The sequence below is a fragment of the Roseovarius sp. S88 genome, from assembly GCF_037023735.1.
GTDB classification, from domain to species: Bacteria; Pseudomonadota; Alphaproteobacteria; order Rhodobacterales; family Rhodobacteraceae; genus Roseovarius; species Roseovarius phycicola.
Window position 1 is genome coordinate 2,962,081 of the sequence record NZ_CP146069.1, and the last position, 21,869, is coordinate 2,983,949.

The window sequence follows — 21,869 nt, forward strand, 5'->3', positions numbered from 1 at the left end:
TCTCCTAAAAAACCCCAGTGATCAGAATTCTGGGGATACCTGGTCACCAAGCTCAGGCACTGAAAGGACAAAAAAAATGCCCGTGAACGCTGATCCTCTAGAACTCCACATGTTATCCCTGATCAACGAAGAAAGGGAATCGCGCGGTTTGAATCCGCTCGCCCTCGAAACCAATCTGAACATGTCCGCAGAAGAACATTCGCAATGGATGCTGGACACAAACGTGTTTTCTCACACAGGCGCAGGCGGGTCCTCCGCCACCGACCGCATCGAAGCAGAACTTGACCTGACAGGCAGCTGGCGCACAGCCGAAAACATCGCGATCCAATCCATTCGCGGAGAACCCGGACTGCTGGATGACGTGGAAAACCTGCATGAGTCGCTTATGAACAGCCCCGGACACCGGGTAAACATCCTAAACCCCGATCTGGAATATATCGGGCTTGGCATTGAACTTGGCGACTTCACCTACTCAAGCGGCGGCACGTTCCAGTCGCTGATCGCAACGCAGAATTTCGCGACCACCGCGGCCGAAGTTGATGTCGACCCCGGAACTGGCGCATCGCCACTCGAAATGCCTGATCCCGTGCCGGTGCCTGATCCAGAGGTCAGCGACCCTGATCCGGAACCCCAAATGCCCGACGATCCTGAAAACGTTCCCGTGGCAGAGGCCCCCGATCCCGCGCCAACGGAGCCGGAGAACACGGACGAAGAAGAGGGTGAAACACCCGTTGCGGAAGCGCCGACACCGGAACCTGAGCCAGCCGAGCCTGAAGGCCCAGCAAATGAAGACGAAGAAACGCCCGTTGCCGAAGCACCCGATCCGACGCCAACCGAGCCTGACGCAATGGACGAAGACGAAGAGGATGACACCCCGGTGGCCGAGGCCCCCGATCCGGCACCCACTGAACCCGATGTCGAAGACACGCCAGACGAAGACGTCTACGCTTGCCCTTTGTTTGACGATGACTTCGACAGCGCACCTCTCCGCAATACGGCAAGGTTCGAGTTTGCAGACGACGTATTTGAATTTCGCGACGCAGAAACAGTCTTTGGAAACGTCTCCATGGGCGATTTCATCAGTCGTCTTCTCATTCAGGCGTCAGAACTCGCCGAACGCCAGAATCAGGAGATCGAGACGTTCGAATTCGCCTTCTCATTTGACCTCCGGCCAAACGATCCGGCCTCTGGTCAATTGCCAGGACGGGAAAGCCTCAACGAATTTGACGTTGATTTTGCCGCATTCGAAGCACCGGTTGAGCAGAGCATCGACTTCTTCAGCTAAACCAACCGGATAAATCACAGCCTCCCCCGCGAAGATGCGGGGGACCGCACCTGAGGGGCTTTTGCAATCCCAGCCCCAAATCTCGAACATCGAACGCATTGCCCCGCCCCCGGCCCTTCGCTATCTACCGGTCTGAAACTGTTCGCACGGGAGAGACCGCATGGCCGCTTATCAATATGTCTACCACATGCAGGGGGTCTCCAAGGCCTATCCCGGCGGCAAGAAATGCTTTGAGAACATTCATCTCAGTTTTCTGCCCGGCGTGAAGATCGGCGTGGTCGGCGTCAACGGCGCGGGCAAATCCACGCTGATGAAAATCATGGCCGGTCTTGATACCGACTTCACCGGAGAGGCCTGGGCCGCAGAAGGCGCAAAAGTTGGCTATCTGCCGCAGGAGCCGCAGCTCGACGAGGCCCTGAATGTGCGTGACAACGTCATGCTGGGGGTGGCCGCCAAGAAGGCCAAACTCGACCGATTCAACGAATTGGCGATGAACTACTCGGATGAGACCGCCGATGAAATGGCCGCATTGCAGGACGAGATTGACAGCCAGAACCTCTGGGATCTCGACGCGCAGGTTGATGTGTCGATGGAGGCTCTCCGCTGCCCGCCCGATGATGCGGATGTGGCAAACCTGTCGGGCGGGGAACGCCGTCGCGTGGCACTTTGCAAGCTCCTGCTGGAAGCGCCTGACATGTTGCTCCTCGACGAACCGACCAACCACCTTGACGCCGAAACCATCGCCTGGTTGCAACAGCACCTGATCGATTACAAAGGCACCATCCTGATCGTCACCCACGACCGCTATTTCCTCGATGACATCACCGGCTGGATTCTCGAGTTGGACCGCGGCCGCGGCATTCCTTATGAGGGCAACTACTCCGCATGGCTGGAACAAAAGGCCAAACGATTGGAGCACGAGGCCAAGGACGACAAATCCAAACAGAAAACGCTGGAACGCGAACTCGAATGGATGCGTCAGGGTCAAAAGGCCCGTCAGGCCAAGCAAAAGGCCCGGATCAACGCCTATAACGAACTGGCCAACCAATCCGAGCGTGAGAAAATCACCCGGGCGCAGATTGTCATCCCAAACGGCCCGCGCCTCGGCAGCAAGGTGATTGAAGTTGAGGGCCTGCAAAAGGCCATGGGCGACAAGCTCCTGATCGAGAACCTCAGTTTCTCGCTCCCGCCCGGCGGCATCGTCGGCGTCATCGGCCCCAACGGCGCGGGCAAATCCACGCTGTTCAAAATGCTCACGGGTCAGGAAAACCCAGATGCGGGATCCATCGAATACGGCGACACAGTGCAGCTTTCCTATGTCGACCAGTCCCGCGATGACCTCAAGGATGGTGAGACCGTTTGGGAAGCCATTTCCGGCGGCGCGGAAATCATCGAACTGGGCGATGCGCAGGTCAACTCCCGCGCCTATTGCTCGTCCTTCAACTTCAAGGGCGGCGACCAGCAAAAGAAAGTCTCGCTCCTCTCGGGCGGAGAACGCAACCGCGTGCACATGGCACGCCTGCTGAAAGAAGGCGGCAACGTCCTGCTCCTCGACGAGCCCACCAACGACCTCGACGTCGAAACCCTCCGCGCCCTGGAAGACGCCCTCGTCGACTTCGCCGGCTGCGCCGTGGTCATCAGCCACGACCGCTTCTTCCTCGACCGCATCTGCACCCACATCCTGGCCTTCGAAGGCGAAGCGCATGTGGAATGGTTCGAAGGCAACTTTGAGGATTACGAGGAAGATAAGAAGAGACGTTTGGGGCCGGATGCGCTGGAGCCAAAGCGGATCAAGCATAAGAAATTCGCGAGGTAACGCCGAACGCCCTGCGCTCGAGGCGTGCGCACCCACGCGTCAACCCGAGAAGTAGCCTGCTGCCAGACACGAAGATGTAGGGTGGGTTTTCAACCCACCTATCCAGCCCTCACTCTCCCATCCCGTCCCATTCGGCATGGGCCTTGCCCGGCCCGGTGCCAAGCTCAAGCACCTTATTCAGCTGCTTTTCCAGCTCGACATGCCGGGTGATGTGCATTCGGGCGAAGGTTGACAGAACCGCGTTGATCCGCGCCTGATATCCCACGCCCATGTCGCGAAAGAACTTGGCCACCGACCGGTCGAGGTAGAGAGTCAGCTTCTGCTTTTTCTCCGTCACCTCCACGTCATGCAAAAGCGAATGCCAGTCCTCCGGCAATTCGTCGCTGATGGCGCGGGGGATCCATTTCTCTTGTGTCAGGTAAATCAAATTGCGCATCAGCACGTCGCGGCTGGTGCGTTCGATCTTGGACATTCGGGCCATGGGCATCTCCTCAACTGAGGCACAAGGCTCCCGGTAAATCCTTTCAAAATCCTGACCGCACCGATCCGGCACCGACGTGATACCGACGTGGGTTTTTGCCAAAATTTCGCGATTTCCCCTGCGGCTCTTTTGCAACGCATATGTGGGATTTCGGCCATTTCACCCGTTTTTGATTTCTAGGACAAAAATTGACCCTTTATTTCTATTGTCCTGCCACCTGTATTTTTTTGAGGGGAATCAATATGATGGACCGTCGTACATTTGTTGCCGCTGGTTTGGCTGCCGTAACCGTGCCTGCCAGCGCTAAATCGTTTGAACTGAATCCGAAATACCGCCCACAAACCGTTGATATTTCTAAGAAATATCAACCAGGACAGATGCTTGTCCTTCCTCGCGCGCATTTTCTATATTTCATCGAAGCCCCCGGTCAGGCCCGCCGTTATGGCGTCGGCGTGGGCCGCGCCGGGCTCGAATTCACCGGCAAAGCCACCATAGACGTCAAAAAGAAATGGCCAACCTGGCGCCCCACCAATGAAATGATCGAGCGTGAGCCGCATCTCTACACGAAATTCATCGACAACGACTTCGTTCAACCTGGCGGCCCAGGTAACCCTCTGGGATCACGCGCACTTTACCTGTTCCAGAACGGCCGCGACACGTATTTCCGAATCCACGGTACCACGGCACCAAAATCCATCGGGCGGTCTGTGTCAAACGGCTGTATCCGCATGATCAATGAGCACGTTCAGGACCTCTACGAGCGCGTGCCTTTGGGGACTGTTGTAACCGTCCTTTAACCACAGCCTGATTGAAAACCCTTGATTAATCGGATCGCGCGCCTCATATGTGGCGCGCGACGTTACCACTATCGACCATCTGCTCCCTTATCCGGCACAGGCACTCGATCTTGCACTGACACGCCGGGCTGCCGCATTCCGCGGGCAGCACCATACCAAGGAGAAAACGGATGGCCAGTGGCACCGTAAAATGGTTCAACGCAACTAAAGGCTTCGGCTTTATCGCGCCCGATGATGGCGGCAAGGACGTGTTTGTACACATCTCCGCCGTTGAGCGCGCAGGTCTGACCGGCCTGAAAGATGACCAAAAGGTTAACTTCGAAATCGAAGCAGGCCGCGACGGACGCAGCTCTGCTGCGAACATCGAACTAGCCTAATATAAGCGTTTGAATTAAAATACGAAAAGGCCCCGCAGGGGCCTTTTTTACGTTTAATCCTTACTCGATTTCGCCGATCAATTCTTGCACGATGGGCCCCATCCCCTCAACAATCTGCGCGACACCCTCAGCATTGGGGTGGATGCCATCGGCCTGAAAGAACTCTTGCAACTCAGACGGCTGGCCCTCCCCCAAGCCAGTGAAAAAGCTTTGAAGATAAAGCACATCAAACTGCTCTGCGAGATCGGGGTAGATAGCATCAAATGCGGCTTTGTACTGGACCCCGTAATTGCCGGGCGCGGGCAGTCCTACAAGCAAAACAGGCAGATCACGCGACGCCGCCACCTCCAGAATCCTTGTCAGATTGGTGCGTGCAACCTCAGGTGCGATACCACGCAGCATGTCGTTGCCTCCCAGCGCCACGATCATCGCGTCCACCTCCGGCGTCAGGCTCCACTCGACCCGCGCTGCGCCACCGGCTGTGGTATCGCCAGAGACACCTCCGTTGATCAGCGTCACCTCGTCCCCATGTTCCACCAGCCAATCCTGCAACTTCGGAACAAACCCGTTCTCAGCGGGCAAACCATACCCTTGGGTCAGGCTGTCCCCTAAGGCCAGAACCGTAACAGGCTCCGCCCAGGCAGGGGCTCCCGTCAAAACAAAGGCCAACGCCTTGCCGCGCAGCGCGCGCACCCCATATGTCAGAAAACCTTTCAAAAACAGGCGCAATCCCATGACAGATCCCGTGTTGTCGCTTCGCTCTGCTGCATTGGCGCTGGAGGGCAATGCAGGTCTTGTTCGGATACTTGACGCGATCTCGCTGGATGTCCACCGGGGCGACACGCTTAGTCTCGTGGGGCCGTCCGGGTCCGGCAAGTCCTCGCTTTTGATGCTGATGGGCGGGCTGGAACGCGCCACAGGCGGGTCCGTGCACGCCTTGGGGCATGATCTTTCCGTAATGAGTGAAGACGCTTTGGCCCGCCTACGGCGTGATCACATCGGCGTGGTGTTTCAGTCTTTTCACCTGATCCCGACCATGACAGCATTGGAAAACGTGGCCACGCCACTTGAACTGGCTGGGCGCAAGGATGCCTTTGCACGAGCTGAAGAAGAACTGCAGGCTGTGGGCCTTGGCGAACGTTTGGGGCATTACCCGTCACAACTCTCCGGCGGCGAGCAGCAACGCGTCGCCCTTGCCCGTGCCGCAGCTCCTCGGCCGGACATCCTTTTTGCAGATGAACCTACGGGCAATCTGGACAGCCACACCGGAGCCGACATCGTCAACCTATTGTTTGATCTGCAAAAACGCCATGGAGCCACGCTTGTTCTGGTGACGCATGACGCTGGATTGGCAGCCCAATGCGCGCGGCAAATTACCTTGCGAGACGGTCAGATCGAAACCTATTCTGACAAGGTCGTCGCGGAATGAGCATCGCCCTCGCCGCCCGGTTCGCCGCACGCGAAATGCGCGGCGGCTTTCACGGGTTCCGCATCTTTCTGGCCTGTGTGATCCTCGGGGTCGCCGCCATAGCCGCCGTGGGTACGGTGCGCGAAAGCATCGCGCGCGGGCTGGCCGCCGAGGGTGCTCAACTCTTGGGCGGAGATGCCGAAATAGAGCTGACCTACCGCTTTGCCACTGAGGCTGAGCGTGCCTGGATGGACGGCGTCGCCACGCGCGTCTCGGAGATTGCCGACTTTCGATCCATGGCCGTGGCACAGGACGAAAGCCGCAGCCTGACACAGGTGAAGGCCGTGGATGATCTTTACCCTTTGATCGGTCAGGTGGCGTTGGAGCCTGACATGCCTCTGGCAGAGGCCTTGGCTGGGGACGGCACCAACCCGGGTGTGGTGATGCATCCCACACTGGCAGATCGCTTGGGGCTCGCACCCGGTGACATCGTGCGGCTGGGCGAGACAGCGTTCAAATTAACCGCGCTGATCCAACGCGAACCTGACACGCGCACAGCCGGCTTTGGGCTAGGCCCCCGCAGTATCGTCAAACGGGAGGCACTGGAAGGCTCCGGGCTGCTCGCGCCCGGTACGCTCTTTTCCACGCATTACCGGCTTGATTTGCTGCCCGATGCTGACCTCTCGGCACTTGCATCCCAAGCTGAATCGGCCCTGGACGGCAGCGGCATGCGTTGGAGCGATGCTCGCAACGGCGCGCCGGGCGTGGCTGTTTTTGTCGACCGCTTGGGTGCCTTCCTGATCCTTGTCGGCCTATCTGGCTTGGCGGTCGGCGGCGTTGGCATTTCCGCCGCCTTGCGCGCCTATCTGGCAGGCAAAACCAAGGTGATTGCTGTGCTGCGGACACTCGGTGCCGATCAGCGCACAATCTTCCTGACTTACCTCATACAAGTCAGCGTTCTGGCGGCCATTGGCATCGTCGCAGGGCTCGCACTGGGTGTAGGGACCCCCGTCGTGCTGGCCTCACTTCTTGAGGCCCGCCTGCCCGTGCCTGCGATCTTTGCACCCTACCCCAAGCCGATGATCGAGGCCGCAACCTACAGCGTTCTGACCGTGCTCATCTTCACGCTCTGGCCGCTCGCACGCGCGCGAAACGTGCGCCCTGCGGCTCTCTATCGAGACGGCAGCGACAGCCTGCAGCACCCCGGCATGTTCACCGTATTGGCCATCGGCGCGCTGATCGCATTGTTGCTATGGCTGGCCAGTTGGTTTTCCGGGAACACAGCGCTCACAATGTGGACAGCAGGCGGCATCGCTGGCGCGCTTGTGGTTCTTGCGCTGGCCGGTCAAGCGATCCGGGCACTCAGCCGCTTTCTGCGCCCCAGAACACGCGGGCGCGTGGCCCTGAGCTGGGCCTTGGCCGCGATCTCCGGCCCAGGCAGCACGGCAAGCGCAGTTGTTTTGTCACTCGGCCTCGGGCTGAGCGTGCTGGCTGCTGTGGCACAGATCGACCGAAACCTGCGCGACGCCATCTCGCGTGATCTGCCGACGCGCGCGCCGAGCTATTTCTTTGTCGATATTCAGCGTGATCAGATGCCTGGCTTTGAGGCCAGGCTGGAGGCCGACGACGGCGTCACACGTGTGGACGCGGCTCCAATGCTGCGAGGGATCATCACGCAAATCAACGGCAAACCAGCATCCGAGACCGCAGGCGATCACTGGGTTCTCGAAGGCGACAGAGGTGTCAGCTACGCCGCCGCTCTGCCCAAGCGAAGTACCCTGACAGATGGCACTTGGTGGGCAGACGATTATACCGGCACACCACAAGTCAGCTTTGCCGCCGAAGAAGGTACCGAGATGGGGCTGAAGCTTGGGGACACTGTCACGGTCAACATTCTTGGCCGGGACCTGACGGCGGAAATCACGTCCTTCCGCGAGGTCGATTTTTCCAGCGCAGGCATGGGATTCATCATGATCATGAACGAAGCCGCCTTGGTCAATGCACCGCACAGCTATATCGCCACGGTGTATGCCGAAGAGGTGTCAGAAACACCGATCCTACGCGACCTCACCAAGCAGTTTCCCAACATCACTGCCATCTCCGTGCGGGATGCGGTGGACCAGGTTAGCAACCTGCTGGCCGGTCTTGCCTCAGCCACGGCATGGGGGGCCGCAGCGACCCTCCTCACCGGCTTTCTGGTCCTCATCGGGGCCGCTGCCGCGGATCAGCGTGCCCGCAGCTATGAGGCCGCGATCCTGAAAACCCTTGGCGCCAGCCGCGCGCGCATCCTGTGGGGCCTGACCCTGCGCGCCAGTCTTCTGGGTGCAGCCGCAGGCATTGTCGCACTTGGAGCAGGCCTTTCCGGAGCCTGGGCTGTCAGCCACTACATCATGGAAACGAGCTTTGCGGTTGACTGGCCCTCCGGGCTGGGTGTCGTTTTAGGCGGCGCACTGATCAGCCTTTTGGCTGGGCTGGCCTTCGCCATTGGTCCGATGTCCTCCCGCCCGGCTCAGGTGTTGCGCGCGCAAGAGTAGCAAACCGCGCGGTGCGTCCACAGCTTCTTGATTTTTGGCAGGTCGAATGCGATGCCAATGCAAAACCCGCCCGGACGGAGTCGTCAATGGAACCGAATATGGCAGACAGTTTGCCCATTCCGCTCACATCACCTTTGAGTTCTGCGCAGAAAACCAGCCTGATCAACCTGGTGCGTCGCGCCGCCAAAGCCGAGATCCTGCCACGCTTTCGCAATCTGGGTTCTGGTGATGTGGCAACCAAATCGGGCCGCCATGATCTTGTGACCGAAGCTGATACCGCCGCAGAAGCCATGCTGGCGCGCGGCATTCAGTCCATGTTTCCTCATGCGCTTGTGGTGGGCGAAGAAGCCGCAACCGCAGATCCAGAACTGCGCAACAAGATTGGCGACGCGGAACTGGCCTTCATCCTAGATCCGGTCGACGGCACGTGGAATTTTGCGCACGGGCTGGGTATTTTTGGCGTGATCCTGTCGGTTACTCGGTTTGGCAAGCCGGTCTTTGGGATGCTCTATGATCCGCTCGCCGACGACTGGATAAGCGCTGAGGAAGACGGTCAGGCCGAGTTTACGCGCGCCATTGGGACAACGCGCCTTCTCACCGTCTCAGACGGTGGCGAACTTGGCGACCTGTCCGGTTTCACACATTACAACTACCTCCCGCAGGAGGCGAAACCCAGCGTGGCGCGCGCTCTGCCCGATCTGGGACGCTCTACGTCTCTGCAATGCTCTTGCCATGAGTATCGCGTAATCGCACGAGGTGGCGCTGATTTCCTGCTCTCCGGCACTTTGAATCCATGGGACCACGCCGCAGGTATTCTGATTTGCCAACGTGCAGGCGGCGTGGCGCGCATGCTGAATGGCGACGACTACACCGCTACAGTCAGCGAAGGTTATATCCTGGCCGCCTCAAACGAGGCGACCTGGGAAAAGCTCCGCGATCATTTCGCGTTCTTGTTAGACGACGCCAAGGCCTGACTTACTCTGCCGCTTCCGCATAGTCTTCCATCGGTGGGCACGTGCAGACGAGATGCCGGTCGCCATAGACATTGTCGACCCGGTTGACCGGTGGCCAGTATTTGTCCACGCGAAACGCACCCGGCGGAAAACAGGCCTGTTCGCGGCTGTAGGGCCGATCCCATTCGCGTACCAGATCCTCCATCGTGTGAGGCGCATTGCGCATCGGGTTGTTCTCGCGATCAATGCGTCCTTCTTCGATATCGGCAATCTCGGCCCGGATCGCGAGCATCGCATCGCAGAACCGATCCAGCTCGGCTTTGGTTTCTGACTCGGTCGGCTCGATCATCAGAGTTCCTGCCACAGGCCAGCTCATCGTCGGCGCGTGAAAGCCGTTGTCGATCAAGCGCTTAGCGACATCATCTACGCTGACATCCGCGCTTTCCGCAAAGGGACGCGTGTCGATGATACATTCATGCGCCACTCGGCCCTGCCCGCCCTTGTAGAGCACGCTGTAAGCCCCTTCGAGACGTTTGGCGATGTAGTTGGCATTGAGGATCGCCACCCGTGTTGCTTGCGTCAGGCCCTCACCTCCCATCAACAGGATATAGGCCCAGCTGATCGGCAAGATCGACGCAGACCCATACGGAGCCGCCGACACCGGCCCCTCGGCACCACCGTCATTCGGATGCCCCGGCAAATGTGGCGCGAGATGTGCCTTCACACCGATCGGCCCCATGCCTGGGCCACCGCCTCCATGCGGAATGCAGAAAGTTTTGTGCAGATTGAGGTGGCTCACATCGCCGCCTAGGTCACCGGGCCGCGACAGACCCACCATCGCATTGAGATTGGCCCCATCGATATAGACCTGCCCACCATGTTCATGCGTGATCTTACACACATCAATCACGGTCTCTTCAAAAACCCCATGGGTCGACGGATAGGTGATCATGCACCCGGCAAGATTGTCGGCGTGCTGCTCTGCCTTGGCGCGGAAATCCTCCAGATCAATGTCACCATTTTCGGCGGATTTGACCGGCACCACCTGCCAGCCCACCATCTGCGCACTGGCCGGATTGGTGCCATGTGCGCTCATCGGAATGAGGCACACGTTGCGATGCCCCTCGCCATTGGCCCGGTGATAGGCCGAAATCGTCAGAAGCCCGGCATACTCGCCCTGCGCACCTGAATTGGGCTGCATCGACATATCATCATAGCCAGTAATCTCACAGAGCTTGGCGCTCAGATCATTGATCAGCTCATGATACCCCTGCGCCTGATCCAAAGGCGCGAAAGGATGCAGCCGCGAAAACTCCCGCCAGCTCACCGGCATCATCTCGGCGGCTGCATTGAGCTTCATCGTACATGACCCCAAAGGGATCATTGCGCGGTCCAACGCCAGATCCCGGTCCGCCAGACGGCGCATGTAACGCATCATTTCGGTTTCGGCCCGGTTCATATGGAAAATCGGATGCGTCAGGAAATCCGACCGCCGGTGCATCTTGTCCGGCACGCGGTACTCTGGCTTAAAGTCGTTGTCGCGGCGCGGGATGCCAAAGGCCCGCCAGACCGCTTCGATATTCTTGGGCCGTGTTGCCTCATCGAGCGTGATACCCACCCGACGCTCACCGACTTTGCGCAGGTTCAGCCCTTCGTCTACCGCTGACTTGAGCACAGCCGCCTGTAACGGCCCCACATCCACCGTAATTGTGTCAAAGAACGATTTGGGATCGACCTTGAACCCCGCCTCTTCCAGCCCCCGCGCCAACCGCACGGTTTTTCGGTGAATCCGCTGTGCAATCGCCTTGAGCCCCTTGGGCCCATGGAACACCGCATACATCGAGGCCATCACGGCCAGCAAAGCCTGCGCCGTGCAGACATTCGACGTGGCCTTTTCGCGCCGGATATGTTGCTCTCGGGTCTGCAGGCTCAGCCGATATGCGCGGTTGCCATGGCTGTCGATGCTCACCCCGACAATACGGCCCGGCATCGCACGCTTATAGGCATCGCGACAGGCCATATAGGCCGCATGCGGGCCACCATAGCCCATCGGCACACCAAAGCGCTGCGCGCTGCCCACCGCAATATCCGCCCCCATCGCACCGGGTTCTTTCAACAGCGTCAGCGCCAGAGGATCAGCCGAGACGATGCCCACCGCCTTCTCAGCATGAAGCTTGGCGATATGATCTGTGAAGTCGCGCACATGGCCATAGCTGCCGGGATATTGAAACAGCGCGCCAAAGACCTTGGTTGCATCCATTTTATCGGGGTTGCCGACAATCACCTTGATGCCCAAAGGCGCGGCCCTTGTCTTGATCACGGCGATATTCTGAGGGTGGCAATCGCGGTCCACGAAAAACGCATTGGCCTTGGATTTCGCCACCCGCTGCGCCATGGTCATGGCCTCTGCACAGGCCGTGGCCTCATCCAGTAGCGAGGCATTGGCAATCTCCAGCCCCGTGAGATCCGAAATCATCGTCTGGAAATTCAACAGCGCCTCAAGCCGGCCCTGACTGATCTCAGGCTGATAGGGGGTATATGCTGTATACCAGGCTGGGTTTTCCAGAATATTGCGTTGAATCGCCGGGGGCGTGACCGTGCCGTGATAGCCCTGCCCGATCATGCTCACCAAAACCTTGTTCTTCGCCGCCGTGACACGCATATGGTGCATCAACTCACGCTCAGATTTCGGTTTGCCAAAATCCAGCTTCGACTTCTGGCGGATCGACGCTGGAACCGTCTCGTCGATCAACTGATCCAACGTGTCAACTCCAAGCGTTGACAGCATCTCGTCCATTTCCTCAGGCGAGGGGCCAATATGCCTGCGATTGGCAAAATCATACGGCAAATAGTCAATCGGTTTAAACGCCATGTCTTTCTCCCATTGCGAAAATCAGTGGCACCACGCTGTCTTTCATCGTTCTCAAAATACTCCCGCCGGAGGCGTAAAAATCTTTGCAAGATTTTTCCCGGAGCGAAAGTCAGCCGATAAAGCTCTTATATCCCGCCTCATCCATATAATCGGCCATCTGACCAGGATCGCTCGGTTTCACCTTGAAGAACCACCCATCCCCCATCGGATCCTCATTGACCTTGCTTGGCTCATCCACAATCGCCTCGTTCACCTCGACAATCTCGCCGTCGATCGGGGCCAGAATGTCTGAGGCGGCTTTGACGCTTTCAATCACGACTACCTCTTCATCTTTGGTCACCTCGGTGCCGACCTCCGGCAACTCGACAAATACGATATCGCCCAGCTGTTCGGCGGCATGATCTGTGATGCCAACGGTCACGACACCATCATCATCCTGCAACCACTCATGTTCTTCTGTGAATTTCATAGGCTCTCTCCTTGGTCTTCAGCGTTTGAAATTAGCGGGAGTAAAGGGCATCGAGGCGACCTTTACCGCCATGCGTTTGCCGCGCACCTCACCGAAAAGCTGGGTGTCCGGCGCCGTATGGCTGGCCGCGACATAGCCCATCGACATCGGCGCTTCGATTGTGGGGCCAAATGCGCCAGAGGTCACCTGTCCAATCGGCGTCTCGGCGTCTTCGGACCCGAAAAGAGCGGTGCCCTGACGCATCGGCGCGCGTCCTTCGGGGCGCAATCCAACTCGGCAGCGGGGCACCCCATTGCTGATCTGATCCAGAATGACGTCCGCTCCGGGAAATCCGGCCTCGCGTTTGCCCTCGGCGCGCCGGGATTTCTGAATGGCCCAGGTCAAACCGGCCTCAACCGGTGTCGTCGACGTATCAATATCCTGACCATAAAGGCACAGCCCCGCCTCCAGCCGCAGGCTGTCACGCGCGCCCAGACCAATAGGCTCGACCGCGTCATGCGCCAATAGAGCGCGTGCAAATGCCTCGGCCTGATCTGCAGATACGGAAATCTCGTACCCATCTTCACCCGTATAGCCAGACCGCGAGATCCACAGCTCCCCGAAATCGGATGTGAAGATGCCCGTATCCAGAAACTTCATAATCTCGCACCCACCTGCAATGGGTGCCAGCGCCTCTACTGCGGCTGGGCCCTGCAACGCCAGCAGGGCTCTGTCTGTTACTTCCACGACATCGCAATCGGGCAGCCCTGCCTTCATGTGAGCGATATCCGCATCCTTGCAGGCCGCGTTGACCACCACAAACAAATGATCGCCCCGGTTTGTCAGCATCAGATCATCCAGGATGCCGCCCTCTGCATTGGTGAAAAACCCGTAACGTTGACGTTTTTCACCCAAGCTCATGAGGTCAACTGGCACCAGACTTTCCAAGGCCTGCGCCGCGCCCCCGTAACCTGATGCATGGCGCACGATCACCTGACCCATATGGCTCACGTCAAAGAGCCCTGCCTTAGCGCGTGTGTGCTGATGTTCCTTCATGACGCCAAGCGCGAATTGCAGCGGCATGTCATAGCCTGCAAAACCGGTCATCTTGGCACCCAATTCGCGGTGCAACTGCGTCAGCGGGGTCTCTTTCAGCTCTGCCAAGGCACAGGTCCTCTTCTCGTTCGAGCCGGGGTCTGTCTCGCAAAGCAACCGGCATCAGTGGTCCACGCCGCGCGGCGCGTCTGATGCCCCCTCTGTCCTTTCGCCTGAGATCGCTATCCCTTCGGCGCCTCGGGACTTGATCCGAGGTCTCTCCAGAGTGTTGTGATCGAACGGTCCTTGTGCCTGAGAGTTTCCGGGGCGGTTGCTCCTTCGGCACCGGCAAAGCCGGTTCTCCCGATCCAATCGCGGTCGACCATAGTATACGACCTGAGTCGCGACAAGCACCAAGCGACGAAGCCACGTCAAAACCCTGCGATCCTGTTAGAAAGGGTTGACCGCGAGAGCGTAAATAGCCATGCAAAACAATATGATGAAAGCGAGATACACGTGAGCGGTGGATACTTCTTTGGCTATGGCAGTCTGGTGAATACAGCCACACACAGCTTTGCGGAAGCGCATCCAGCGCAACTCAAAGGCTGGCGGCGCATGTGGCGCAAAACCAAGATGCGGCAGGCGGCTTACCTCACCGTGGTGCCTGATTCTGAGGCAGAAATCGACGGTTTGATCGCCGAAGTGCCGCATGGGGATTGGGAGGCATTGGATGAACGTGAACGCGCCTATGCCCGTGTTGATGCGGCACATCAGGTGTCTCACCCCCTACCCGCCATGCCCGCAATCGTGGTCTACGCAATTGAAGATGGCCGTCATGGAACCCCGGATCGGCAAAGCCCTGTTCTGCTCAGTTACATAGACGTGGTTGTGCAGGGCTACCTTCACAATTTCGGCGAGGCAGGCGTTCAGCGGTTTTTTGACACTACGGGGGGTTGGGACGCCCCAGTGGTGGATGATCGCGATGCCCCGGTTTATCCGCGACATCAGTCGCTGTCAGCGGACGAATACATGCTTGTCGATGACATGCTTGCCCGCGTCGGAGCCATTCGAGACCCGATGAAAAGCCTCAGCCCTTGGCACGAATAACCTGCAACAGCGGCAGAACCTGGCTCATATCCGGGCCATGTGACTGTCCGGTGAGCGCCTTGCGCAATGGCATAAACAATCCGCGGCCTTTTCGGCCTGTGGCCTCTTTGACCGCAGATGTCCACTTGCCCCAGCTCTCGGCGTCATAAGGCCCGTCGGGCAGCATCGACATCGCTTGAGCCACGAATTCCCTATCTTCGTCTTCGATGACGGGGTCTGCGCCGTCGCGGAACAGCACCCACCAGGCTTCCAGATCGTGCAACGTGTTGATGTTCTCTTTCGCCACCTGCCAGAACTGCTCGGCCTTGTCGCTGGGTACGCCGAGTGCAGTCACGCTGTCAGACACGGCCTCATATGGCAGTGACTGCAAATGATGCGCTGTTAAAGGCAGCAAGTCTTCGGCATCAAATTTCGTCGGAGCCGCCCCGAAATGCCCGATGTCAAACCCATCAATCAGTTCATTCATCTCCGAGCGAAGATCAACCGGATCGGATGATCCAAGACGTGCCATCAGCGACAAAAGCGCCATAGGTTCAATACCTTGCGCCCGCAAATCCCGCAAAGAAAGCGTGCCCAGACGTTTTGAAAGCGACTCGCCCTGCGGCCCGGTCAGCAGCGAGTGATGCGCAAAGTCAGGGCATGTTCCGCCCAGGGCTTCGATGATTTGAATTTGTGTGGCTGTGTTGGTTACGTGATCCGAGCCACGCACCACATGTGTGACACCCATCTCCGTATCATCCACGACCGAGGCCAGCGTGTAGAGCACCTGCCCATCGCCACGGATCAAAACCGGATCCGACACGCTGGCTGCATCAATTGAGATGTCGCCAAGGATGCCATCCACCCATTCGATCCGCGCGTGATCGAGTTTAAATCGCCACACGCCATCACCACGCTCGGCGCGCAATGCGTCTTTCTCGGCCTCCGAAAGCGACAACGCTGCACGGTCATACACCGGCGGGTTGCCCATATTGAGCTGCTTCTTGCGCTTGAGGTCCAGATCCGTCGGTGTCTCAAACGCCTCGTAAAAGCGCCCCGCCTCGCGCAGCTTGTCGGCCGCCTCAGCGTAACGATCAAGCCGCTGCGACTGACGCTCCAGCCGATCCCAGTGCAATCCAAGCCACTCAAGATCTTCCTTGATCGCATCGACATATTCCTCTTTCGAGCGCTCCGGATCCGTGTCGTCGATACGCAGGATGAAATTGCCCCCGGATTTGCGCGCGATGAGGTAATTCATCACGGCTGTCCGAAGGTTGCCGACATGCAGATAACCAGTGGGCGAAGGTGCAAAACGGGTCGTGATCATGAACGTCTCCTATTCGCGCGGGACATGTCACAGGCGGTCGGATTTGTCCAGAATTTGCGGTGGCTCACCCGTTGGTCGGCCAAACGCGATGTTCATCATCAATCACAAAGGCATGCGCATGACGCCTGCCGTTCCGATGCGCGCGCAAATGGGGATGATCTGGCGGCAGGTCGGGATGATCATGCGGTACGACATCAGGCGTGCCAGAAGGCCAAACTCGAAGGGCCAGAAGGGCGGACAATAGTCCAACGGTGGCCAGAAAAAGAAAGGTCGGGCCAAGGCCCCAAACAGCGCCAGCCCACCCCGCCATCGGATAGGTAAACAACCAACAGGCGTGGCTCAGCGCAAACTGCGCGGCAAAAACGGCAGGGCGGTCTTCGGCATGAGCCGAGCGGCGCAACAAGCGACCCGACGGTGTCAGGACGGCGGAATAGAGCGCGCCCAGACTGGCCCACCCGATCAAAAGCCATGTCCAAGACAGGCCTTGGAGGATCAAAACCCCAAGCAACCCGGCGATCGCAGCCAATCCAAAGGCGCCCGTGATCATGACAGGGCGATCGCGCACCGCGTCCAGTACCCGTGGCAGAGCCAGCGCCATCGCCATGGACCCCGCGCCATAGGCTCCCAGAGCCAGCGCCAGGTCGCTTTCAGTCCCGCCCATGTAACTTCGAACCAGAACAACGGTATTCACCAGAACAAAGGCGCTTGCGGCCGCAGCTGTCATATTGAGCGCCAAGAGTCCCCGTAACCGGGGCGTGGCGAGATAGATGCGAATTCCACGTGTAAGGCGCTCTGAGAAAGGTTTATGTGCCGTGTGGTTCGGAGCAACCGGCACCTGCGCGCGCCAGATCAGCAGAGCAGAGGTCACAAAACCCGCCACTGTTCCCAGAAACAGCCAATTATAGCTCATTACTGTCAAAAGCAGGCCCGCCAAGGCCGGACTCGCCAGGTTTTCGATGTCATAAGCCAGCCTCGATAAAGACAGCGCGCGCGTGTACTCTTCCTCGTCCGGCAAAACATCAGGAATTGTAGCTTGGAAGGCGGGCGTAAACGTGGCTGACGCGGCTTGTAACACGAAGATCAAAGTATAAATCTGCCAGATCTCGGTGACAAACGGCAAACAAAGGGCAACAGCGGCACGGACCAGATCAGCAGTGATCAGGACCGCGCGGCGCGGCAAATGCTGAACGAGCGCTTGAGCGACAGGAGACAACCCGACATAGGCCACCATCTTGATCGTCAGGGCCGTACCAAGAACCGCACCGGCACGCCCTTCCGCCAGATCATAAGCCAAAAGCCCCAACGCTATGGTCAGAAGCCCGGTGCCCAGAAGCGCTGCCACCTGCGCGGTAAAGAGTGCGGCAAATGTTGGATGTCTTAAAACTTGTATCACGCCGTGAAACCTAAGGCGTCAAACCTCCGGGGCCAACACCTCAGCTTGGGTGGACGGTCCAACGGGTTGCCAGATCCGCTAGCCCGGCATGCACAAGCTCGGCCAGAACATTCATGTCCACGTCATCCAACTTGTTGATGTAAAGACAGGATTTTCCGATCTTATGTTTGCCGAGTCGTTCCAAAACGTTCCCGAAGTCTGTATATCCCGGCATGATGTAGATGCTCAGTGCTGATTTCCGAGGACTGAAGCCCGTGGCCAGGAAATCCCCTTCCCTGCCAGAGGCATAGACATAGTGATACCGCCCATATCCGATGATGGACGACCCCCACATCACCGGCTCAAACCCGGTAACATCACGAAAAAAAGGCACGAGCGTCTCAGCATCTTTCCGACGTCGCTCTGGCTCCACGTTTGTCACAAAATCGGCAACGGATTGCTGTGTGGCTTGGGTCTTGTTCTGGGTCATCGGCGAAACCTGGCCGCCTTCTGTCAACTTCTTGTGACGGCGGCTGCATCATCGGGAAAAGGCGCTAGTTTCATCATCATAGCATAGGAGAGCTTCATGACCCATCCCATCTCGCGCCGTTCGCTTTTGACCTCTGCCGCAGCTTTGCCTGCCCTGTCTTTGCCTGCCTGGGCCGAAGCTCCGATGCTGGGCGCCTCAACGCCCCTCTACAACCGGTTCGTATTGGGACAGTTCGAGGTTACAACCCTGTTGGTCGGAACAACGGCGCGGCCCGACCCGCACACAATTTTCGGGCTGAATGTGTCTGCTGAAGAGTTCGAAGCGGTGTCGGCTGAAGCTCTTATCCCAACAGATGTGGCACAGTTCTTCTTCACGCCAACGGTCGTGAACAGCGGGTCCGATCTGGTTCTGTTTGACACCGGGTTGAACCCGGAAGGCACGAACAAGGCGCTTGAGGCTGCGGGATATGCCTCAGACATGATCGACGTTGTTGTCATCACGCATATGCACGGCGATCACATCGGTGGTCTAATGAGTGAAAGCGGACCGACCTTTGCCAACGCGAGATACGTCACCGGGGCGGTCGAGTTTGACGCCTGGGCCAAGGCGGAAAATGATCGCTTTGAAAGCAACATGCGCCCGCTTGCAGAGAAAACGACGATGATCGACGATAATGCAAGCGCGTTTTCCGGGCATACCGCAATGGCTGCGTTCGGCCACACGCCGGGGCACATGGTGCATGTGGTGGAGAGTGATGGCAAATCCCTGATGATCGCCGCGGATTTCGCCAATCACTATGTATGGTCCCTCGCCCATCCCGATTGGGAGGTGAAGTTTGACATGGACAAAGCCGCCGCCGCTGCCACGCGGAGAAAGCTCTTGGGCATGCTGGCCGCCGACAAAATGCCGTTTGTCGGCTATCACATGCCGTGGCCAGGTACGGGCTTTGTCGAGGCAAAAGGCGACGGGTTTGAATACGTGCCTTCGAGCTATCAGCTGATGCTGTGAACATCCGGCATGTCACGCACCGCTCACGCCATGACCGCGCAAGCGTGATTTGAGCGGATCATAAATCGCCACCACCTCCTAAGCAGACAAACGCATAGGAGACCAACATGTCACAGCAAGAGACGACACTCTCTCGACGGGGCTTTTTAACCGCCGCCCTTGCCGCAATTCCCGCAACCGCAATTGTGATGGCCACAGCCGAGCCGGCTGAGGCCAACTCCTTCAAGCATGCGCACGGAGGCAAACATGGGTTTCACAAGAGCGGTAAAAAACATCACAGCGCACAACGCCGCCGCCGTTACGGCCACCACAATAAATACGGCCATACCCACGGCTATCGCCCTCATAGGCGCAGCCGCTTTAAAAAACGCTTGAAATTCAGCAAGTTTTTCAAATTTTGATCTGAATGACCTACCTGTAGCGCCACCAATAACGTCGAAGCAGAGCCAAGAGCTCTGTTTCGGTCGCTTGAAATGGCGCAATCGGGATTGAGGCGTGAAACGGCGCGGGTTGCCCGAGGCGAAACAACCGCTGCCGTGGTGTGAGCGCGTCCCAATACGCATCACGATTATGCAACCGCAGGCCAATGAGCTTGTTCTTGTTGGATGTCACAAGCTCGATTTCGGCAATGTCGCTCCATTTGAAGGGCGCAGGCGCGTAGTAGCCAGACATCCCATGCGCGTCCAACCGCAAACCATGCGGCGTGAAAAGCGCTATACCTGCAATGCAGAACGACAGCGTCGCAAATACTGCGATAAGTCCCCAAAGGCCGAGCATCTCTGATGAAATCTCAAATCCCAGCGCCAACACGAAGGGAAGCAGGATCAACACCGGCAGGAAACACCCCCCTGCGATAAACCCCAACCGCGCCCGGTTGAGGGGCAGTCGGATCACGTCATCCGTCATCGCGCCAGCGGTTCACAATCGGATAGCGCCGATCCAGCCAGAAGGCTCGCTTGGACAAGCGCGCGCCCGGTGCGGACTGATAGCGTTTATACTCAGATATATAGAGCAGATGCTCGACCCGCTTGGCGTCCTCGCGCGTGTATCCTGCCGCCAGGCAGTCCTCGATGGAGCCGTCCTGATCCAAGAGGATGTCGAGAATGCCATCCAAAGTTGGGTAATCCGGCAACGAGTCGCTGTCCTTTTGATCTTCTCGCAACTCGGCAGAGGGCGGCTTCTGGATGATATTGTCGGGGATCACCGCACCGGACGGCCCCATCATCCAATCGCGGTGATTGGCATTTCGCCAACGACAAATGTCGAAAACGCGGGTCTTATAGAGATCCTTAATTGGATTGTAACCGCCTGACATATCACCATAAATCGTAGCATACCCAACAGCCACTTCGGACTTGTTGCCCGTTGTCAAAAGCATCTCGCCAAACTTGTTGCTCAGCGCCATGAGGAGCAATCCGCGCAACCGGGACTGAATGTTTTCCTCAGTTACATCAGGCTCAGTGCCCTCAAAGAGCGGTGCCAATGTGTTGGTGATGGCCGCACGTCCCTCAGCTATGGGAACAAAATCGTACCGGCATCCCAGCGCCTCAGCACAGGCCTTGGCATCATCAAGCGAGGATTGCGACGTATACTCCGAAGGCAACATCACACAGCGCACATTCTCCGGCCCCAAGGCATCGGCGGCAATCGTCGCCACAATCGCGCTGTCGACGCCACCGGACAGGCCCAGCAGCACCTTCTTGAACCCGGTTTTGCGCATGTAGTCGCGCAGCGCCCAAACCATCGCGTGATAATCAGTTTCCAATGTATCCGGCAGTTTGGCCAGCGGTCCTTGCTCGATCCGCCATCCCTCGTCACCGCGTGTCAGATCGATATGCGCAATCTCTTCGCGCAGCATCGGCATCTGAAGCGCGAGCGCTCCACCAGGATTAAGTGCAAATGTGCCCCCGTCAAACACCTGATCATCCTGCCCTCCAACCAGATTGAGGTAAATCAGCGGCAATCCCGTCTCGACAACGCGCTTGACCATGAGTTGATGGCGCACCTCCATCTTTCCTCGGTAATAAGGTGAACCATTGGGCACGAGCAGAAACTCCGCCCCGGTCTCGGCGAGGGTTTCGGGCACGTCCTCATGCCAGCTGTCTTCGCAGATCGGGCTGCCCACACGCACGTTACCCACAGCATAAGGTCCGCCCACAGGCGCAGCGTCATAGATGCGCACCTCGTCAAACACCGTCTCATTGGGCAAGTGATGTTTGAGAACCCGGGTTACAGCCCGACCACCGCGCAGGATATGATACGCGTTGTAAAGCTTGTCATCCTCTGCCCAAGGACCGCCGATGGCCAATGTCGGCCCATCCGCACAAGCCTCTGCCAGCTCATCGATTTTCGCCATCGCCGCCTTGTGAAAGGCTGGCTTCATGATCAGGTCCTGGGTGTTGTAACCGGTGACAAACATCTCGGGCAAAGCCACAAGATCGGCCTCGGCCTCTTTGCCAGCTTGCCACGCCTTCTCGGCCAGCGCGGCATTGCCATCCAGATCACCCACGGTCGGGTTGAGCTGAGCAAGGGTGATGCGAAAACGGTCTGCCATGCCGGGTGTACTCTGATACTGCGATG

The 21,869-nt window shown here is 58.2% G+C and carries 20 protein-coding genes and 1 riboswitch; of the genes, 10 read left to right on the plus strand and 10 right to left on the minus strand.

The window, feature by feature from the left end; genetic code table 11:
* Positions 1-76 precede the first annotated feature (76 nt).
* Positions 77-1,285 (plus strand): CAP domain-containing protein, encoded by a 1,209-nt coding sequence (locus RZ517_RS15025; RefSeq protein WP_338548976.1) that lies wholly within the window; start codon positions 77-79, stop codon positions 1,283-1,285.
* Positions 1,286-1,445: 160 nt separating this feature from the next.
* Positions 1,446-3,101: an energy-dependent translational throttle protein EttA gene (ettA, locus tag RZ517_RS15030; RefSeq protein ID WP_338548977.1), complete on the plus strand. Its 1,656-nt coding sequence runs from the start codon at positions 1,446-1,448 to the stop codon at positions 3,099-3,101.
* A gap of 109 nt (positions 3,102-3,210) precedes the next feature.
* Here the strand turns inward: ettA and RZ517_RS15035 are convergent, their stop codons facing one another.
* Positions 3,211-3,582, minus strand: a complete 372-nt coding sequence (locus RZ517_RS15035; protein ID WP_338548978.1) for a BrnA antitoxin family protein — start codon at positions 3,580-3,582, stop codon at positions 3,211-3,213.
* 242 nt (positions 3,583-3,824) lie between these two features.
* On the opposite strand from RZ517_RS15035, the gene RZ517_RS15040 reads away from it, so the two are divergent.
* Both RZ517_RS15040 and RZ517_RS15045 read left to right on the plus strand, forming a co-directional pair.
* Complete coding sequence (locus RZ517_RS15040) at positions 3,825-4,379, plus strand: L,D-transpeptidase (RefSeq protein ID WP_338551177.1); 555 nt, start codon at positions 3,825-3,827, stop codon at positions 4,377-4,379.
* A 170-nt stretch (positions 4,380-4,549) separates the two neighbouring features.
* Positions 4,550-4,756, plus strand: coding sequence for a cold-shock protein (locus tag RZ517_RS15045; RefSeq protein WP_317057177.1), 207 nt, complete (start codon positions 4,550-4,552; stop codon positions 4,754-4,756).
* Positions 4,757-4,816: 60 nt separating this feature from the next.
* On the opposite strand, the gene RZ517_RS15050 is transcribed toward RZ517_RS15045, so the two are convergent.
* Positions 4,817-5,491: an arylesterase gene (locus tag RZ517_RS15050; protein ID WP_338548979.1), complete on the minus strand. Its 675-nt coding sequence runs from the start codon at positions 5,489-5,491 to the stop codon at positions 4,817-4,819.
* On the opposite strand from RZ517_RS15050, the gene RZ517_RS15055 reads away from it, so the two are divergent.
* The 3 genes from RZ517_RS15055 to RZ517_RS15065 all read left to right on the plus strand — a co-directional run bounded on the left by RZ517_RS15055 (position 5,490) and on the right by RZ517_RS15065 (position 9,672).
* Positions 5,490-6,185 (plus strand): ABC transporter ATP-binding protein, encoded by a 696-nt coding sequence (locus RZ517_RS15055; protein ID WP_338548980.1) that lies wholly within the window; start codon positions 5,490-5,492, stop codon positions 6,183-6,185. The two genes, RZ517_RS15050 and RZ517_RS15055, sit on opposite strands and share 2 nt — an antisense overlap.
* Entirely contained in the window at positions 6,182-8,698 is a 2,517-nt protein-coding gene (locus RZ517_RS15060; protein ID WP_338548981.1) for an ABC transporter permease, read from the plus strand. The genes RZ517_RS15055 and RZ517_RS15060 overlap by 4 nt, the downstream gene beginning before the upstream one ends.
* Positions 8,699-8,796: 98 nt before the next feature.
* Positions 8,797-9,672: an inositol monophosphatase family protein gene (locus tag RZ517_RS15065; RefSeq protein ID WP_338548982.1), complete on the plus strand. Its 876-nt coding sequence runs from the start codon at positions 8,797-8,799 to the stop codon at positions 9,670-9,672.
* 1 nt (position 9,673) lies between these two features.
* On the opposite strand, the gene gcvP is transcribed toward RZ517_RS15065, so the two are convergent.
* The 3 genes from gcvP to gcvT form a co-directional block, all read right to left on the minus strand.
* Entirely contained in the window at positions 9,674-12,523 is a 2,850-nt protein-coding gene (gene gcvP, locus RZ517_RS15070) for an aminomethyl-transferring glycine dehydrogenase (protein ID WP_338548983.1), read from the minus strand.
* A gap of 109 nt (positions 12,524-12,632) precedes the next feature.
* Positions 12,633-12,992 (minus strand): glycine cleavage system protein GcvH, encoded by a 360-nt coding sequence (gene gcvH / locus RZ517_RS15075; protein WP_317057171.1) that lies wholly within the window; start codon positions 12,990-12,992, stop codon positions 12,633-12,635.
* 18 nt (positions 12,993-13,010) lie between these two features.
* Complete coding sequence (gene gcvT, locus RZ517_RS15080; RefSeq protein ID WP_338548984.1) at positions 13,011-14,135, minus strand: glycine cleavage system aminomethyltransferase GcvT; 1,125 nt, start codon at positions 14,133-14,135, stop codon at positions 13,011-13,013.
* A 161-nt stretch (positions 14,136-14,296) separates the two neighbouring features.
* Positions 14,297-14,382: riboswitch (glycine riboswitch) on the minus strand.
* 140 nt (positions 14,383-14,522) lie between these two features.
* Here gcvT and RZ517_RS15085 point away from each other — a divergent pair.
* Positions 14,523-15,113: a gamma-glutamylcyclotransferase family protein gene (locus tag RZ517_RS15085; protein WP_338548985.1), complete on the plus strand. Its 591-nt coding sequence runs from the start codon at positions 14,523-14,525 to the stop codon at positions 15,111-15,113.
* On the opposite strand, the gene gltX is transcribed toward RZ517_RS15085, so the two are convergent.
* From gltX to RZ517_RS15100, 3 genes are all read right to left on the minus strand, one after another.
* Positions 15,094-16,419 (minus strand): glutamate--tRNA ligase, encoded by a 1,326-nt coding sequence (gene gltX, locus RZ517_RS15090; RefSeq protein WP_338548986.1) that lies wholly within the window; start codon positions 16,417-16,419, stop codon positions 15,094-15,096. The genes RZ517_RS15085 and gltX overlap by 20 nt on opposite strands.
* A 64-nt stretch (positions 16,420-16,483) precedes the next feature.
* Complete coding sequence (locus tag RZ517_RS15095) at positions 16,484-17,812, minus strand: MFS transporter (protein WP_338548987.1); 1,329 nt, start codon at positions 17,810-17,812, stop codon at positions 16,484-16,486.
* A 40-nt stretch (positions 17,813-17,852) separates the two neighbouring features.
* Positions 17,853-18,281: a DUF1801 domain-containing protein gene (locus RZ517_RS15100; protein ID WP_338548988.1), complete on the minus strand. Its 429-nt coding sequence runs from the start codon at positions 18,279-18,281 to the stop codon at positions 17,853-17,855.
* Positions 18,282-18,377: 96 nt separating this feature from the next.
* Between RZ517_RS15100 and RZ517_RS15105 the strand changes: the two genes are divergently transcribed.
* Both RZ517_RS15105 and RZ517_RS15110 read left to right on the plus strand, forming a co-directional pair.
* Positions 18,378-19,289, plus strand: a complete 912-nt coding sequence (locus RZ517_RS15105) for an MBL fold metallo-hydrolase (protein ID WP_338548989.1) — start codon at positions 18,378-18,380, stop codon at positions 19,287-19,289.
* Between the two features lie 107 nt (positions 19,290-19,396).
* Positions 19,397-19,690, plus strand: a complete 294-nt coding sequence (locus RZ517_RS15110; protein ID WP_338548990.1) for a hypothetical protein — start codon at positions 19,397-19,399, stop codon at positions 19,688-19,690.
* A gap of 10 nt (positions 19,691-19,700) precedes the next feature.
* Here RZ517_RS15110 and RZ517_RS15115 read toward each other — a convergent pair whose 3' ends face one another.
* Both RZ517_RS15115 and RZ517_RS15120 read right to left on the minus strand, forming a co-directional pair.
* Positions 19,701-20,183, minus strand: coding sequence for a hypothetical protein (locus tag RZ517_RS15115; protein ID WP_338548991.1), 483 nt, complete (start codon positions 20,181-20,183; stop codon positions 19,701-19,703).
* A 1-nt stretch (position 20,184) separates the two neighbouring features.
* On the minus strand, positions 20,185-21,843 hold the full coding sequence (locus RZ517_RS15120) for an NAD+ synthase (protein ID WP_338548992.1): 1,659 nt from the start codon (positions 21,841-21,843) through the stop codon (positions 20,185-20,187).
* Positions 21,844-21,869 lie beyond the last annotated feature (26 nt).

Coding starts and splice junctions, on each gene's coding strand:
- RZ517_RS15025 (WP_338548976.1), top strand. CDS start 77: ATGCCCGTGAACGCTGATCCTCTAGAACTCCACATGTTATCCCTGATC.
- RZ517_RS15100 (WP_338548988.1), bottom strand. CDS start 18,281: ATGACCCAGAACAAGACCCAAGCCACACAGCAATCCGTTGCCGATTTT.
- ettA (WP_338548977.1), top strand. CDS start 1,446: ATGGCCGCTTATCAATATGTCTACCACATGCAGGGGGTCTCCAAGGCC.
- RZ517_RS15120 (WP_338548992.1), bottom strand. CDS start 21,843: ATGGCAGACCGTTTTCGCATCACCCTTGCTCAGCTCAACCCGACCGTG.
- RZ517_RS15035 (WP_338548978.1), bottom strand. CDS start 3,582: ATGGCCCGAATGTCCAAGATCGAACGCACCAGCCGCGACGTGCTGATG.
- gltX (WP_338548986.1), bottom strand. CDS start 16,419: ATGATCACGACCCGTTTTGCACCTTCGCCCACTGGTTATCTGCATGTC.
- RZ517_RS15050 (WP_338548979.1), bottom strand. CDS start 5,491: ATGGGATTGCGCCTGTTTTTGAAAGGTTTTCTGACATATGGGGTGCGC.
- RZ517_RS15045 (WP_317057177.1), top strand. CDS start 4,550: ATGGCCAGTGGCACCGTAAAATGGTTCAACGCAACTAAAGGCTTCGGC.
- RZ517_RS15065 (WP_338548982.1), top strand. CDS start 8,797: ATGGCAGACAGTTTGCCCATTCCGCTCACATCACCTTTGAGTTCTGCG.
- RZ517_RS15060 (WP_338548981.1), top strand. CDS start 6,182: ATGAGCATCGCCCTCGCCGCCCGGTTCGCCGCACGCGAAATGCGCGGC.
- gcvP (WP_338548983.1), bottom strand. CDS start 12,523: ATGGCGTTTAAACCGATTGACTATTTGCCGTATGATTTTGCCAATCGC.
- gcvH (WP_317057171.1), bottom strand. CDS start 12,992: ATGAAATTCACAGAAGAACATGAGTGGTTGCAGGATGATGATGGTGTC.
- RZ517_RS15110 (WP_338548990.1), top strand. CDS start 19,397: ATGTCACAGCAAGAGACGACACTCTCTCGACGGGGCTTTTTAACCGCC.
- RZ517_RS15105 (WP_338548989.1), top strand. CDS start 18,378: ATGACCCATCCCATCTCGCGCCGTTCGCTTTTGACCTCTGCCGCAGCT.
- RZ517_RS15055 (WP_338548980.1), top strand. CDS start 5,490: ATGACAGATCCCGTGTTGTCGCTTCGCTCTGCTGCATTGGCGCTGGAG.
- RZ517_RS15040 (WP_338551177.1), top strand. CDS start 3,825: ATGATGGACCGTCGTACATTTGTTGCCGCTGGTTTGGCTGCCGTAACC.